We start from the raw sequence: 15,306 nt of genomic DNA, 5'->3' as shown, positions 1-15,306 counted from the left end.
CATCAGGTTTTTGAGGGCTATTTGCCTAAAACCTGAAGAATAGCTCCAAGCTTCCATAATTTGCCTGTATCGGGATCAATACCTTGCTGCTTGCATCATAAGGCGTGTAATGATAGCCGAGTTCGAAACCAATGTACTTTTGGTTTTTCATGCGAAATAGGGATGCGAGACCAAGTCCTAAGTGCACATTATTGATGGTTACCATACGATCGGTGTATCCGCCATCATAATAATAACCATCCGGATCATAATAACCGGAGGAATAAGCACTTTCTGTGATGCCGGTATCTGTAATATCTATGCCAAGGATACCTTTTGGAATCAGTATAAATTTGTCGTTGTCAAAAACTTTGTAACCTACAGCACCGCCCATAAATGCGGTCGCTGAAGAATTGACCGAAACATTGGAGCCCTCGTAATTGTAATCAATATTGCGGTCGTTTGAGTTGATGCGCACCTTGAAGCCACCTTCGAAAATAAATTTTCTTTCCAGCGAGCTCATCAGCATAAATCCAAAGTTTATGTTGGTTCCGAAAATTTTGTTGGCTCCGCCAAGTGGGGTGACTACGCCGATTGAAGGAACATAGCCCAGTTTGGCTTTCTGTCTATCTCTGTACACTTTGGGGACTGGAAACCGCTGTTGATTATCTTGTTCGTTAGCTTGTTGGTCTTGTACGGCATTGGCAACTTCAGTATCTGAAAAAAGCTCTAAAATAGTTTTTTCCTGATCGGTTAACGTATAACTATCGGAAGCAAGCAGGGCTTTGGCTCTTACTTTTATCATGCCCTCCAGGGGATGTCTTAATGGCACGAAATTGTATTTTTCCTTATGCTGTTCGTATTGTGTTGTAAAATCGTCCTGGTCTGCCGCATCCAGTCTTTGTAGAAAATTTTTATCGAATTGATTGTCTATATAATTTTTGATCTCTGTTGTGGTATTCTTTTTTTCAATGATGTATATAAGAATACGTAAACGCTGTACAAACTCGTTGGTACCACAGCTAGCTTGTATACTATTGAGTAAAGGATCAATTTTGTCAAAGTCATTGTTGTTCAATGTTTTTGTCAATAAGGGAAGTATTTCAGTTGTATGCCGGTCACAATTCTCTTGTGCATGCAATAGTTTTGTAGGAAGCACACCGATGATGATCAATATCATAAAAGCAAGCTGACGGATATTCATGGCTTATATAGATTTGTTGCTGACTAAATTAGCAAATAAATTGCAGGATACACTGGTTTGTTTGTACCAAAGGTTCTAAAAGTTTTATCTTTGATGTATGGCGTCGATATTTCGGTTTAAACAGTTTGAGGTTGATCAGTCTGACTGTGCAATGAAAATTAACACAGATGGTGTACTGCTGGCTTCCTTGCTGGAAGTAGAACCTGTGGACCGGATACTGGACGTAGGTACAGGTACGGGAGTCATTGCATTGATGTTGGCTCAACGGCTCGTAGACAGTAGGGTAGAGGCTGTCGAAATTGACCCTTTGGCTGCTGCGATGGCTGACAGAAACTTCCGTAATTCCATTTTCCAGGAACGTTTAGTGCTGCATGCTTCCTCCTTTCAACAAATGGATGTACAAGGGCATTACGATCTGATCGTATCAAATCCACCCTTTTATACAGATTCCTTACATAACCCGGATGAACGCAAGAAGCTGGCGCGACATACCGATCTGGATTTTTTTGCTGAACTGCTGGATTTCGCCGCTTTACGTTTATCGGATCGGGGAAAATTAGTGTTGATCGTTCCAACGGCATTAGCGGAAACGTTGACTAAAATTTCGGCGGAAAGGGGATTATACTGTTCCAGTGAAGTACAAATAAGCTCCTTTGAAGGGGAGTCGGCCATTCGGAAAATCGTTACATTTGAACGCTTACGCGTCGAACTGCTCGCTCAACGTACGTTTGTTATTTATGCCGCCAAGGGTATTTATTCAGAAGCTTATCGAAATGCCTTGGCACCTTATTTTTTAGCTTTTTAAGTGATGACAAAGATCGGATTACTCTCGGATACACATTCTTTTTTAGATGAAGCTGTATTTACTCATTTTGCAGCCTGCGACGAGATATGGCATGTGGGCGATTTTGGTGATCCTGATGTTGCGGATCGGTTAGCCGCTTTTAAGCCACTGCGCGGAGTATACGGAAACATTGATGGTCAGGAAATTCGTTTACAATTTCCAGAAGATTTGAGGTTTAGGTGTGAGGAAGTGGACGTATTTATGACACATATTGGTGGTTATCCGGGGAAATATGCTGCACGCATAAAAGGGGAATTGATGAAAAATCCACCTAAATTATTTATTACTGGACATTCACATATCTTAAAGGTTATCTTCGACCCCAAGATCCATTGTCTCCATCTTAACCCTGGGGCGGCAGGTAAGCAGGGCTGGCACAAAGTAAGGACATTAATGCGGTTTGAGATCAATAAAGATAAAATTGAGAACCTGGAGGTTATTGAACTCAAAGACCGTTAAGTCACCTAGATTCTTCTTTAGTCTTTTTTATGAATAGACAGCCGGACGATACTTTGGGTAATGGCAAAGAGATCGTGCGGTACATTCGGCTCTAATGTCACTAACATGCCTTTCGTTAGACTGATTTTGCTTCCGTTAACGCCAAAATCAATATTGCCTTCGACAATTTCCACAATAATTGATGCAGCTGTTGTATGCTCCTTTAGATATTGCCCTTCTGCAAAAGCCAAGCGATATTCTTTGCTGCCATTTGTTTCTAGCAGGAGGTCCATTTTGGGTTTTTTGTCCTGAAATGTGACGTTTTGAAAAATAGATGCTGTCTGCATGGTCGTTGTACTATTATCTGTTGTTGCTGATATATTGTTGATAAAGGTCCTGTAAATAGGTCTGTAAGATCAGGGCGTGGGTATGCAAGGTGTCATGGGCGGCATATAATAACGTAATGATTTCTTGTTGCTTGTTGTGGTCAAGAAATTCCTTGCAATAGTTGTTATGCTTTAGTTCTGTTCGATATTTTTCCGAGAAGTCATCCCACAAAGCTGGATTGTGGTGATACCAGATCCGAAGTTCTTTTGAAGGGGCAAGATTCTTATTCCATTCAGACAAATGAGCCTTTTCCTTTGTTATTCCGCGAGGCCAAAGTCTATCGATGAGTACACGATACCCATCACTAGGGGAAGCTGCATCATATATTCTTTTTAGCACAATTTTCATGGCTATATATTATAAAATAACACTATTACTGATGTAAAATAAATATATGATTTTCAGCTGTAAAATGTGTCAGCTCGTTATCTTATTTCTTCTATAAATCGAAAGAATTTCCCTCTCGGATAGACGGGAAGAAGTTGGTGAAAACGATGGAAAGTTTCCTATTGCGGGAGTTTTAAAAGACGTTTCTCAGGTACTATAGTGAATCACGAACTTCAAGAAGAAAGTTCTTCAAGCGCTCCAATGAATCTACAACACGTTGATTTTCTTTTGCCTCAGATTTGTTGTCACGCAGGTAATCACGTGCACCCTGTAGGGTATAACCTTTATCTTTAACCAAATTGAAGATGATCTTTAAATTGGCAATATCTTCTTGCGTAAATAAGCGATTGCCTTTTTTATTTTTCTTAGGTTGTAGAATGTCAAATTCACGCTCATAAAAACGTATTTGGGACGCATTTACATCAAACATTTCTGTAACTTCTCCCATTGTATAATACAATTTATTTATTTCACGCTCTTTGTACGGCATATCTTCACGATTAATCTATAGCAAACTTAATAAAAATTCCAATTCAAAAAGAAATTTTTGCGATCTCTTATCTGATTAGGGACTGACCGAGAGGGATATCGTACAATTCATGAGAAGCCAATAATAATTGTGTATAAAGGGAAATTTTTCTAAGTTTGACTAGTTTGAAAACGGTCTAAACATCATATATGATTATAGTTAGCAAATTTTGGACGAATTTCTTCTCTTTTGGAAAAGCCAATGCAATTACTATTTATCCTTTTATCTTTCTGAAAAATACCTTTTTTAAACAGCAGGACGACTTGATTCGTCATGAGCGTATACATTTGCGACAGGCGCTTGAATTAGGTATTCTCTTTTTCTATGTATGGTATCTCATAGAATTTGTCGTTCATTTTATTCAATTTAGAGATTTTGATAAAGCCTACCGGCGTATTTCTTTTGAGCGGGAAGCGTATGACAGGGAGGGCGAAACAGATTATTTGTCCAAAAGAAAAATATGGGCTTTTTGGCGATATCTTTAAAAAGATGGCCTATTCAACCCTGCCATAAAAGCCTCATAAGGTCATAGGCACAACAATTATGAGCTGAATTGAAGATGCTTTCTAGCCGATAAAATAGACACTTTCAAAAAAGAAAGCGGTGCCAAGAATATTCTTGGCACCGCTTTCTTTTTTATTTTGAGGATGATTATCCCACTAATTTAAGATAAGTAGCTACTTTGTTTTTTAACTGTCTACGGTCGACAATGAAATCCAAAAATCCATGCTCAAGAACAAATTCTGAAGTCTGGAATCCTTTTGGAAGATCCTTTTTGATTGTTTCTTTAATGACACGTGGTCCTGCAAATCCGATTAATGCTCCCGGTTCTGCGATATTTACATCACCTAACATCGCGTAAGATGCTGTAACTCCTCCTGTCGTAGGGTCAGTCAATAAACAAACGTAAGGAAGTCCTGCCTTTGCCAATAACGCTAATTTAGCCGAAGTTTTAGCCATTTGCATCAATGAAAATGCGGCTTCCATCATACGTGCACCTCCTGATTTGGAGATTAGCATAAATGGAATTTTATGCTCAATACAGTAATCTATCGAACGCGCGATTTTTTCACCAACGACAGATCCCATTGATCCGCCGATGAAACTAAAGTCCATACAAGCAATAACGATGTCTTGACCATTCATTTTTCCATGGCCAGAACGTAAAGCATCTTTCAGGCCTGTTTTGGCTTGACTTTCCTTTAAACGTTCAGGGTATGGCTTTGAATCGAAAAATTCTAATGGATCACCAGAATTTAGATTAGGAAATAGTTCTGTAAATTCGTTATTGTCAAATAAAATTGAAAAATATTCTTTGGAGCCAATTCTTAAGTGGTGCCCACAATATTGACAAACATAGTCGTTTTCTACTTGTTCAAGATGCAACAATGGTTTTTTACATGTGGGACATTTGTTCCACATACCATCAGGTGCTTCTTTTTTATTAGCGGTAGCTGTGCTAATACCAGCTTTTTCTCTTTTAAACCAACTCATACGATAGTTCTTATTCGATTACAAACTTATATAAATTTGCTTTTATATACAATTATAATTGTGTTGAATGTACATGCCAAGCGATTAAAACTCCTTGTGTAACAGGGCTTCTATAAATAGGGGAAATGCGGGTAACAATTGGGATATATAAGGTATTTAGCTGATTATTAGGTTAGAATTGAATTTTGGACCGGAGGATTAGTCAAAAAAAATGGGCATAAAAAAAGGGTAAGCTACTCCTATCGCACCGCTCAACCAAATACCCTTGCTTTGTTCCCAACCTGGGGGAGTCAATGGGAGCTGGTCGTAGAAGACTTACCCGCCACAAAAGTAGAAAAAAAAACAGTTTTAGGAAAGAAAAAATGCTATTTTATCTTATGCTGCTGATTATCATTGCAATAAATTGTATTTAGTAGCTGCTCTTAGCTTTATTTTATGGTGGAAAATAGCTGGTATCTGTGTAAATCCGCTAACAATGGCGTAAAATAAGTGCTTGGCGAAGTCCACTGGCTGTAATTGTTCTTTTGGAAACGTCGGAAGTAGTATAATCTGGCGTATATGAGATCGACTTTGAATAGGCTTAATAGTCTAATTTCCCTTATTCAAAGTCGATCTCATTTTTTGGACTACATTTTTTCTTGATTGTATTCGCCCAATAGGGAATAATAGCCAAATAAGCCGAGTCCAATGGAGATTATGGGAGTTAAGATGCACAGGATAATGATGCCAAATACGAGATCTTCCTGATGTCCCGTTGAAATCTTTGGCAGGGCCAGTTCAAAAATGGAGAAATAAGCAGTAAACAATGCTAAAACGATCCAAAGTATGCCGAGGAATTTTTTGAGATTATTCATGTGTTGCGGGAGTTGATTTGTTGTTGATATAGATACTACCAATGATAAAACATACAATGGCAATGATAATAGGGTACCACAAACCTGCAAGATAGAATTGCGGGGTATTGGATGCTTCAGCATTTGTCGTTAAGTATGTCGATACCGCAGGAAGAAGCCCGCCGAATATTCCATTTCCAACATGATAGGGTAAGGACATGGATGTGTACCGGATCTTTACAGGGAATAGTTCAACAAGAAATGCCGCGATGGGCCCGTACACCATTGTAATATAAATCACTTGTATAAAGATCAGCAGGACGAGCAGCATATAGTTCTTGCCTGCAAGATGGACTGTGGTTTTGGTCATTGGCTGTCCTTTGAGTTTTCCTGACTGATGTATCATGCTGGCTCTAGTAACTTCCGTCTGGTCCTCATATTGAGTCTTGATGATCGAAATGATTTCTGTTGTTTGCGGTCCAAGGGGGACCTCCGTTGTTTCGTTCACCTTGACTTTCTGTTCTGTATTGGAAAGTTGATACATGGATTCGTAAATCGGGCGGTAAGTCAATACGGCAAGCAACATCCCACCGAGCATAATCCATTTTCGTCCAATTTTGTCACTTAGCCACCCAAATACAACAAAAAATGGAGTTCCCAAGAGTAATGCGATGCCGAGGATGGTATCGGCCTGGTCAGATTGAAGGTGCATGACCGTTTTCATGAAACTCATCGAGTAAAACTGTCCGGTGTACCAAACAACGCCCTGTCCCATGGCTGCACCAAAAAGTGCGAGCAGTACAAATTTGAGGTTGTAGCGGTTACCAAAGCTTTCTTTTAGCGGATTTGTACTTGTTTTTCCTTCTGCTTTGGCCTTGCTAAATTCGGGTGATTCCTTCATCTTCTTACGAATAAGATAGGAAACATATACCATGACTAAAGATAGGAGGAAAGGAACCCGCCATCCCCAAGAATCAAATTGTGATTCACTGAGAAAGCCTTTAGTAAGGAGGATGACAACGAGTGATATGAAAAGGCCAAAAGTAGCTGTTGTTTGTATCCATGATGTCCAATAGCCCCGCTGGCCCAATGGGGCATGTTCTGCGACGTAAGTTGCTGCACCGCCATATTCTCCTCCTAGGGCAAGACCTTGCAAGAGACGAAGGATCAACACGAGCAGCGGTGCCCAAAAACCAATACTTTCATAGCTGGGAATGCAACCTATGAGAAATGTTGCTCCGCCCATGAGCATTAAAGTAACCATAAACGTATATTTTCGACCGATAATATCACCTAGTCGCCCAAAAAATAGGGCGCCAAATGGTCGGACAACAAACCCTGCGGCAAATGTGGCTAGGGTTGAAAGAAAAGCTGCTGTTGGATTTTCAGCTGGAAAGAATTTGGTGGAAATTACAATGGATAGGCTGCCAAAAATGAAAAAGTCATACCATTCGATTAGTGTTCCCATGGAGGAGGCTCCGATGACTTTCCAGATACTTTTTGTATTGTTTTCGTTCATTAATTCTTGGTTTTTGGTTGGGTATAATTGTGAATTTTTATTACGCTCCGAATAGCATTTCGGCGCTGTTGCATGCTATGAAATGAGCTAATTTTTTTGAATTTCCGTCTGTCCGGCAGTTTTATACCGTTTTCCGGGTAGGGCGTGAATGAGTGACTGCATTTCAAGTTCCAATAGAATTAAGGCCAATTTACTTTGTGGCCATTTTGTGAGGTCAATCATGTGGTCTATTTCTAATTGTCCCTTTTGCTGAATGAGTGTAAAAAGGAGTTGTTGGTCTTTTGTCAGTGTCAAAGGAAGGCTAAGCTGTTGGTCAACGGCTTTTGTGCTGATTTCCCAATTCATGAGGTATTCGAGATCCTGAAGACCTCTAATCATATGAGCACGGTTGGTTTTGATGAGGTAGTTTGTGCCTTCAGAACTTTTTTCATAAACGGCTCCTGGAAAGGCGCATACATCGCGATTGTAGCTGTTGGCAATTTCAGCGGTAATTAATGCGCCCCCTTTAATTGCAGCTTCTACGACAATGGTGACATCTGCCATACCGGCTATGATGCGATTGCGCATAGGAAAGTTACTGCGCTCAGGTAATGTGTTGGATGTAAATTCTGTCAATAAACCGCCTTGGTCTAGCATTTTTGTGGCAAGTTCGCGATGAGATGCAGGGTAAATTCGATCGAGACCATGCCCTAATACAGCAACGGTTGGAATATTATTTTTTAGTGCGTTGCGATGTGCTAAAGCGTCAATACCATAAGCAAGACCACTAACAATTAAGGTGTCTTTGGTACAATTCATGGCTTCTAGCAAATCTTCGCATATTTTCTGGCCATAATAGGTCGCATGTCTAGTGCCAACGATACTAATAACTTTTGCGCTGTTGAGTGGTTGGTTCCCTTTATAATAGACAACAAGCGGAGCGTCTTCACATTGCCGCAGCCTTTTGGGGTAATTTTCGTCTTCCAGCCATAACGCTTGTATCTGATGTTTTTCGATAAAAGCGAGTTCTTTTTCACAGGCGGACATATAGCTTTTATTGTATATTGCTTCGGCGATTGGCTCACGTATCCCAAGAATTTGCATCAAATCTTTTTTTGAGTACGCAAATACGTCCGCTAAATCGTGACCTTGGTCAATGATGTGACGCGCTGTTCTAGGGCCAATCCCCTTAATTTTCGTCAAAGCTATGGGATAAATTAGTTTCATAATTGGGTTTATCTAAATATATGAAAAATATAACTAGCTGTTGTACTTTTTGTTAGAATTGCTCAGGCTTGTTGTATTTTTAGTGGAATTGCGAAGTTCTTAATCGGAGGAGATCACGTGCTTGCTGGAATACCCGCGGATTGCTATGGAATGAATGCAATTTTCCCGAGCTTATTTGAGATCGCGTGGGATGAAATATTGGTCAATTATGGAAAGAAAGAAGAGGAATTGGTAACTTTGAACGATTAATGATATTTTAACTATGGAAATGAAAGAACCTTTTGATATCGAATTGGGGGATATAGTTTATTCTGTTTTCCCTGAGGAAGAAGATACGTATGTTATTTTTAAGGATGGTGTGGAATACGTAAAGATTATTAAAGACAATGATACAAACTGGTTGAAACTGAATCCAGAAACGGAGCTTCCTATGTTCGGTATGGATGAAGAAGTCAATCTAATTGGCCTAGAAATTAAAAAGGAATTAGGTCTTTAGTTCCTTAAGTTAAAGATAGTTAAATACTTTTTAATTTTATTTATAGTTGGTTATTTTGGTTTATCAATTATAAATATGGTACGTATCGGATTTCTATCTTTATTGTTTTTCTGTGTCTACTTTTCATTTTATCGGCAGGGACTTTTTGTCTATCCAGCGGAATTTTATCATCAGGATACCATTGGGAAAAAAGGAAGTCAAAACGATACTTTGCGTTTGGATACTGTTTCGATCAAACGTAAATCAGCAGCGGATAAATGGGAAGAAAAAAAGGAGGAGTATAAGTCGATCTTTTTCTGGGGTGATACGAAAAATATGGTGACCTTGCCTCATCAGGGCGGAATTGCTGTCAATCTGAACAAGCTTTACAATAAATTCAGTCGAAAGGGACGAAATTCGAGGAAGCTTCAACGTCAGTTTGAAAAAGAATACCAACAGGATCTGATTCGCGAGGAATGGTATCCTTTGACAGGGGAATACAGCAAGCTGTCGGGAGATTCTTTGCGCAAATTTAGGATATACTATGAGCCTTCCTTAAAGTGGCTTCGTGAGAATGATCGTTATGAGAAGATCGCTTATATCCATAAGTGTTTAACGAACTACCTCGATTCTGTAGACATTATCCATAGGCGACTTCAGTTTCCTATGGGTAATGCCAAACTTTAACTACATAGGTACGTATACCAGATATTTTGTATCAAAGAAATCTTCTTTAAAGTAACCCGAAAGCGGGTGTAATTCTGCTTTGAGCTTAGATTCTTTGATCTCTTCGGTGAGATCTCCGCCTTTTAAGTAAAGAATTCCATTAGGAATACCGTTTTTATCTTTTTTTGCGAATTTATTCTGTATCCAAGGCGTAAATTCTCCAAGTCTTGTCACCGCACGTGATATGACAAAATCATATTTGTCGTCGAGTTGTTCTGCGCGAATATGATCTGCTTCAACATTTTGGAGACCGAGCCCAGCCGCAACTTCACGTACGACTTTAATTTTTTTGCCGATAGAATCGACCAAATGGAATTTGACTTCAGGAAACATAATGGCCATTGGGATACCTGGAAAGCCTCCTCCGGTCCCCACATCCAAAATTTGTGTTCCTGGCGTGAGCTCTTGGACAAATTTAGCGATACCTAGCGAGTGTAACACATGGTGCAGGTAGAGGCTATCAATGTCTTTACGTGAAATGACATTGATTTGGCTATTCCAAAATGTATAGAGGTCGGCAAGTTTTGCAAACTGTTCTTTTTGAATATCCGTTAATTTTGGGAAATAGTTATAGATGATATCAACTGTTGGATTCAAAGCTTCATGTTTTAAAAGTGAATTATTTCCAGCTTATTTTTTTCTTTTTTCTGCTGAAGATGCCATTGATGCAAATATAGAAATAGTAGATGAAGTCTACCAAAGGCAGCCACCAAATCAGTTCCTTTACTTCTAGTTTTTTATAGATGTTGGCAAATATTATCCATTGTGCAATCAGCCTTAGGAGGTAGGCTGTAACAGGAACATACCAATACATTGGAAAGGCAATTGCTGTTGCGATAAGTGCTATGTAAAAGAAGACTGCCGATACCAGCTGAGTGCCCAGCATGCGCTGATGTCGCTTTTTGTAAATGGTAGAGGCTCCTGAGTGTCTTGCTTTTTGCTTGTAATAGCTCCTCCAGGTCGCTTTGGGTTCCGAATAGACAATGGATTCGGTTGCCAGTGCAATGTTAACGTTGGTCGGATTTGCATTTTGGTTGACAAAAAGATCATCATCACCCGATTTAATATGCATATGGGCAGCAAATCCTTTGTTACGAAAGAAAAGGTCTTTTTTGTAAGCCATGTTACGCCCTACTCCCATATAGGCATCTCCCTTTAGTGCATAGGAGAAATAACTCATGGCGGTATGGCTGGTTTCAAATCGAATCAATAGATTTAGCAAGCTCTTTTTCTTAAAATAAGGAGAATAGCCTAGTACAATTTCTGTTTCTGGTCTGAAAGCTGCTGCAATCTCTTTGAGCCATTGATCGGATTGTGGCGCACAATCCGCATCGGTAAACACCAGTGTCTGGTGCTTTGATGCTTTGATACCCATACTAACGGCAAACTTTTTACCATGTTTCAAGCGAATATGCTCTTTGATATCCACAATTTTTAAATGGGGATATTTTGCTTCGAAATCATGCAATATCCAAGGCGTATTGTCTGTCGAGAAGTCATTGACAACAATTACTTCAAAATTGGGATAGTCTTGATTCAGTATACTCGGAAGGAATTCAGGAATATTATCCTGTTCATTGTGCGCACAAATAATAACGGATAGCGGTGGGAATTCAGTTCCTTCTTGTACAGGTTCAATTTGATAACTACTCAATTTACTATATACAAATAAGATGTAGTACAATTGTATCAATAGGAAAAGACCCAATACTCCGAAAGCAATATATGGAAGATTGGCCAAAAATACGTGAAGGTCAAGCATAGCTCACAAAGATAAGTGCTTTCCGCAACTTTTTTATAGGGGAAAAATGATAATTTATTTTTGAAACATCCTGTTTGCAAATCTTTTTATAGTATTTTTGCAACGTATTCTAGGGATGAATCCGAGCTTGGGTGGAAATTAGGAAAGCTATAACGACTTTTTAAGTTGCAACTAGTTGAAAATGAGTTTTTAATTTTTTTTACTCCAAATGCCGATATCGCCATGTCCATGGCAAATCATCCTTTAAAATAGAAATAGTCTCAGAGGAAAAATATTAATGAAATTTACGCTACAAGCACAAGATAAGTTGTCAAAAGCACGTGCAGGTGTTGTCGAAACTGCACATGGTCCCATTCAAACACCTATTTTTATGCCTGTTGGTACGGCAGGTACAGTGAAAGCAATTCATCAACATGAATTGAAGAACGATATTGAAGCGCAGATTATTCTGGGTAATACGTACCACCTCTATTTACGTCCAGGGTTGAATGTGTTGAATAAAGCCGGCGGATTGCATAAATTTAATGGTTGGGATCGACCTATTTTAACAGATTCTGGTGGTTATCAAGTGTATTCGTTGACAGAAGTACGTAAGATCAAAGAAGAAGGGGTTACCTTTCGTTCCCATATCGATGGATCAAAACATCTATTTACACCAGAAAATGTAATGGATACGCAACGTATTATCGGTGCGGATATCATTATGGCATTTGACGAGTGTACGCCTTATCCATGTGATTATGGGTATGCACGTCGTTCTTTGGATATGACCCATCGTTGGCTGAAACGCTGTGTAGATCGTTTTGATAGCACAGATCCGCTCTATGGGTATGATCAGACTTTGTTTCCGATCGTTCAAGGATCTGTTTACAAAGATTTAAGAATAAAATCTGCGGAGACTATTGCTTCGTTTAACCGCGAAGGAAATGCGATCGGTGGATTATCGGTAGGGGAACCTGCGGAAGAAATGTATGCTATGACCGAAGTTGTCTGTGATATCTTACCGCATGACAAACCACGTTATCTTATGGGGGTAGGAACACCGGTAAATATTCTTGAAAATATTGCTTTAGGGGTGGATATGTTCGATTGCGTTATGCCAACCCGTAATGCTAGAAATGGTATGCTTTTCACACAAAATGGTATTATCAATATCAAAAATGAAAAGTGGAAAGACGATTTTTCACCAATAGAAGCGGAGAGTGATCTGCATACAGATCAATTTTATTCGAAAGCCTATCTAAGGCATTTGATTAAATCGCAAGAAATTCTAGGGGCACAAATTGCTTCTTTACATAATTTACATTTTTACCTTTGGTTGGTTAATCAGGCTAGGGAGCGAATCATTGATGGAACTTTCTACGATTGGAAAAACAAAATGGTGAAAATATTGGATCAACGTTTGTAAAACTAAATAGCTCAAGTTAAAAAAATGCTGTCGTTAATCGATCGTTACATTATCAAAAAGTATTTAAGTACTTTTTTATTCACTATGGCGATATTTACTGTTGTCATGGTGGTTTTTGACGTGTCCGAACGATTGGATGATTTTTTAAAATATCATGCACCCCTCGATAAGATTATTTTTGAGTATTATGCGGGGTTTATTCCCTTTTACTTAAATTTTCTTTGTCCGCTGATCAACTTTATTGCGGTTATTTTCTTTACCTCCAAGATGGCGGACCAAACTGAAATTGTCCCGATTCTAAGCGCCGGGTATAGCTTCAACCGTTTGCTTCGTCCTTACATGATCGCTGCAACCCTAATCTTTGCCATTTCTTTGGTATTCAACATCTTTATTATTCCTAATACCAATAAGATGAAGGTTGATTTTGAAAATATCTACGTAAAGCCACCCAAGGATAACTCGAGGGTTTCTACTCACATGCAATTGGACAAAAACAGCTATGTTTATATAGACAATTTTGATAATACAACCAAAACAGGATACGGCTTTGTACTTGAAATTTTCAAAGGGGATACCCTCAAGGAAAAAATGATGGCTGACCGTATTACTTGGGACTCGGTGGCAACAAAATGGAAGATCGAAGGGTATACCAATCGTATTATTAATGGACTACATGAACGCATGGACAAAGGAGCCGTTAAAGACACAACCTTGGATATGAAACCTTCGGATTTTGAGGTACGTGATAATATGTTTACCGCCATGGATACACGCGAATTAAATATTCGTATCCATAAGGAGGAGATCAGGGGAACCGGAGTTATGAACGACTTATTACTTGAGAAATACAAGCGTTATGTATATCCATTTTCAGCTTTTGTACTGACCTTGATGGGCGTTGCACTGTCCTCCAAGAAAGTACGTGGGGGGATAGGATTGAGTCTTGGTATTGGTATCGCGTTAAGTTTTACGTATATCGTCTTTATACAGTTTGCAACTATGTTTTCTTTGAAAGGGGGACTGCCACCGTTGATAGCCGTGTTAATTCCGAATGTTACCTTCTTTTTGGTAGCACTATACCTGGCGATAAAAGCGCCAAAGTAATTTTTTGTTCAGTTTTCAATAACTTCAGTGAGCCTGCCTTATAAAGGGAAATAATAGGTATTGCTCATCATTTCTATACAAATGTATTCTAGAGAATATGACTAAAATTCAATTAAATCGGAATATTCTAATTCTGCATTTAACAATACTTATTTGGGGATTTACCGGAATTTTGGGTAGTCTGATTTCCGTATCTGCCCTTCATTTGGTGTGGTATCGTGTTGCAATAGCGTCTATCGCGCTGTTGATCTATTTCTTGGTAACCAAACAATCGATTGTAGTTTCGCGGAAACAGTTTCTCCAATTTTTTATGGTGGGGGCCGTTGTTGGGCTGCATTGGGTATTATTTTTTTATTCGATCAAAGTATCTACCGTATCGGTGACATTGGTTACGCTATCGTCGGTGACTTTATTTACGGCAATATTGGAGCCTATTGTGAATAAAAAGCGCATTGCACTGTTGGATATTGTAGTTGGTTTGGTAATTATCATCGGTATTTATACGATCTTTTCTTTTGAAACACATTACCTCGTTGGTCTATTGGCGGGGCTTGGTTGTGCGTTTTGCGCGAGTATATTTTCTATCGCCAATGCGCGTATGGTTAAAAAATCGAGCCCAACCCTGATTACGTTCTATGAGATGATGGGGGCATGCTTCTGGATCAGCATATTGATGTTGTTTACAGGAGATTTCAATGCTGAAATGAGACTGGGGCAGCAAGATTTAATTTATCTGCTGTTGTTAGGTGTGGTTTGTACGGCGGTGGCTTATGTTATGGGCGTTGCTGTTATGAAGGAATTATCTGCTTTTACTGTTGCGCTGACAACCAATCTGGAGCCTGTTTATGGTATTCTGTTGGCGATGTTGATATTTGGGCAAAAGGAGACCATGAGCGGCGGGTTTTATCTTGGAGCCTGTATCGTTTTAGGAGCAGTATTTACTTACCCTTATGTAAAAACCAAATTAGAGAATAGACAAAAGGATCTGGTTATTCGTAAATTGCATTAATT

General features: G+C 39.2%; 18 protein-coding genes and 1 other RNA gene. 8 read left to right on the top strand and 11 right to left on the bottom strand.

Features of this window, described 5'->3' with window-relative positions; genetic code table 11:
* Window positions 1-25: 25 nt before the first annotated feature.
* Window positions 26-1,183 (bottom strand): hypothetical protein, encoded by a 1,158-nt coding sequence (locus tag A9970_RS18375; RefSeq protein ID WP_145327835.1) that lies wholly within the window; start codon window positions 1,181-1,183, stop codon window positions 26-28.
* A gap of 97 nt (window positions 1,184-1,280) precedes the next feature.
* Here A9970_RS18375 and A9970_RS18370 point away from each other — a divergent pair, with 97 nt between their 5' ends.
* Together A9970_RS18370 and A9970_RS18365 are read left to right on the top strand one after the other, a co-directional pair.
* Window positions 1,281-1,988 carry a tRNA1(Val) (adenine(37)-N6)-methyltransferase gene (locus tag A9970_RS18370; RefSeq protein WP_088160240.1) on the top strand — a complete coding sequence of 236 codons (708 nt, stop codon included), beginning with the start codon at window positions 1,281-1,283 and terminating at the stop codon, window positions 1,986-1,988.
* A gap of 3 nt (window positions 1,989-1,991) precedes the next feature.
* On the top strand, window positions 1,992-2,486 hold the full coding sequence (locus A9970_RS18365) for a metallophosphoesterase (protein WP_088160241.1): 495 nt from the start codon (window positions 1,992-1,994) through the stop codon (window positions 2,484-2,486).
* Window positions 2,487-2,503: 17 nt separating this feature from the next.
* Here A9970_RS18365 and A9970_RS18360 read toward each other — a convergent pair whose 3' ends face one another.
* The 3 genes from A9970_RS18360 to A9970_RS18350 form a co-directional block, all read right to left on the bottom strand.
* Window positions 2,504-2,812, bottom strand: coding sequence for an AraC family ligand binding domain-containing protein (locus A9970_RS18360; RefSeq protein WP_088160242.1), 309 nt, complete (start codon window positions 2,810-2,812; stop codon window positions 2,504-2,506).
* Between the two features lie 13 nt (window positions 2,813-2,825).
* On the bottom strand, window positions 2,826-3,200 hold the full coding sequence (locus A9970_RS18355; RefSeq protein WP_088160243.1) for a DUF488 domain-containing protein: 375 nt from the start codon (window positions 3,198-3,200) through the stop codon (window positions 2,826-2,828).
* Between the two features lie 193 nt (window positions 3,201-3,393).
* The gene (locus A9970_RS18350) at window positions 3,394-3,729 is read right to left on the bottom strand and encodes a MerR family transcriptional regulator (protein ID WP_046674120.1); all 336 of its coding nucleotides are present in this window, start codon (window positions 3,727-3,729) and stop codon (window positions 3,394-3,396) included.
* Between the two features lie 188 nt (window positions 3,730-3,917).
* Between A9970_RS18350 and A9970_RS18345 the strand changes: the two genes are divergently transcribed.
* Window positions 3,918-4,253 carry a hypothetical protein gene (locus A9970_RS18345; protein WP_088160244.1) on the top strand — a complete coding sequence of 112 codons (336 nt, stop codon included), beginning with the start codon at window positions 3,918-3,920 and terminating at the stop codon, window positions 4,251-4,253.
* A 166-nt stretch (window positions 4,254-4,419) separates the two neighbouring features.
* Here the strand turns inward: A9970_RS18345 and accD are convergent, their stop codons facing one another.
* From accD to dprA, 5 genes are all read right to left on the bottom strand, one after another.
* The gene (gene accD / locus A9970_RS18340) at window positions 4,420-5,262 is read right to left on the bottom strand and encodes an acetyl-CoA carboxylase, carboxyltransferase subunit beta (RefSeq protein WP_088160245.1); all 843 of its coding nucleotides are present in this window, start codon (window positions 5,260-5,262) and stop codon (window positions 4,420-4,422) included.
* Between the two features lie 223 nt (window positions 5,263-5,485).
* Window positions 5,486-5,583, bottom strand: an RNA gene (ffs, locus tag A9970_RS18335) — signal recognition particle sRNA small type.
* Window positions 5,584-5,888: 305 nt separating this feature from the next.
* Window positions 5,889-6,116, bottom strand: coding sequence for a DUF6814 family protein (locus A9970_RS18330; RefSeq protein WP_075991056.1), 228 nt, complete (start codon window positions 6,114-6,116; stop codon window positions 5,889-5,891).
* Window positions 6,109-7,614, bottom strand: coding sequence for an MFS transporter (locus A9970_RS18325; protein ID WP_182983301.1), 1,506 nt, complete (start codon window positions 7,612-7,614; stop codon window positions 6,109-6,111). The genes A9970_RS18330 and A9970_RS18325 overlap by 8 nt, the downstream gene beginning before the upstream one ends.
* An 87-nt stretch (window positions 7,615-7,701) precedes the next feature.
* Complete coding sequence (dprA, locus tag A9970_RS18320; RefSeq protein WP_182983300.1) at window positions 7,702-8,820, bottom strand: DNA-processing protein DprA; 1,119 nt, start codon at window positions 8,818-8,820, stop codon at window positions 7,702-7,704.
* A gap of 262 nt (window positions 8,821-9,082) precedes the next feature.
* Here dprA and A9970_RS18315 point away from each other — a divergent pair, with 262 nt between their 5' ends.
* Window positions 9,083-9,316, top strand: a complete 234-nt coding sequence (locus A9970_RS18315; RefSeq protein ID WP_120333516.1) for a hypothetical protein — start codon at window positions 9,083-9,085, stop codon at window positions 9,314-9,316.
* 75 nt (window positions 9,317-9,391) lie between these two features.
* Window positions 9,392-9,982 (top strand): hypothetical protein, encoded by a 591-nt coding sequence (locus A9970_RS18310; RefSeq protein WP_182983299.1) that lies wholly within the window; start codon window positions 9,392-9,394, stop codon window positions 9,980-9,982.
* Here the strand turns inward: A9970_RS18310 and rsmG are convergent, their stop codons facing one another.
* On the bottom strand, window positions 9,983-10,618 hold the full coding sequence (rsmG, locus tag A9970_RS18305; RefSeq protein ID WP_182983298.1) for a 16S rRNA (guanine(527)-N(7))-methyltransferase RsmG: 636 nt from the start codon (window positions 10,616-10,618) through the stop codon (window positions 9,983-9,985).
* 22 nt (window positions 10,619-10,640) lie between these two features.
* On the bottom strand, window positions 10,641-11,783 hold the full coding sequence (locus tag A9970_RS18300) for a glycosyltransferase (RefSeq protein WP_182983297.1): 1,143 nt from the start codon (window positions 11,781-11,783) through the stop codon (window positions 10,641-10,643).
* A gap of 277 nt (window positions 11,784-12,060) precedes the next feature.
* On the opposite strand from A9970_RS18300, the gene tgt reads away from it, so the two are divergent.
* The 3 genes from tgt to A9970_RS18285 all read left to right on the top strand — a co-directional run bounded on the left by tgt (window position 12,061) and on the right by A9970_RS18285 (window position 15,304).
* A complete protein-coding gene (gene tgt / locus A9970_RS18295; RefSeq protein WP_182983296.1) occupies window positions 12,061-13,191 on the top strand; it encodes a tRNA guanosine(34) transglycosylase Tgt in 1,131 nt (376 codons plus the stop codon).
* A 27-nt stretch (window positions 13,192-13,218) separates the two neighbouring features.
* Window positions 13,219-14,295: an LptF/LptG family permease gene (locus A9970_RS18290; protein WP_088163445.1), complete on the top strand. Its 1,077-nt coding sequence runs from the start codon at window positions 13,219-13,221 to the stop codon at window positions 14,293-14,295.
* 97 nt (window positions 14,296-14,392) lie between these two features.
* Entirely contained in the window at window positions 14,393-15,304 is a 912-nt protein-coding gene (locus tag A9970_RS18285) for a DMT family transporter (RefSeq protein WP_120333512.1), read from the top strand.
* The last annotated feature ends 2 nt before the right edge of the window (window positions 15,305-15,306 follow it).

Origin of the sequence: Sphingobacterium sp. UME9, from assembly GCF_014170215.1 — a bacterium.
Lineage (GTDB): Bacteria > Bacteroidota > Bacteroidia > Sphingobacteriales > Sphingobacteriaceae > Sphingobacterium > Sphingobacterium paramultivorum.
This window is presented reverse-complemented; position numbering and strand designations above follow the sequence as displayed.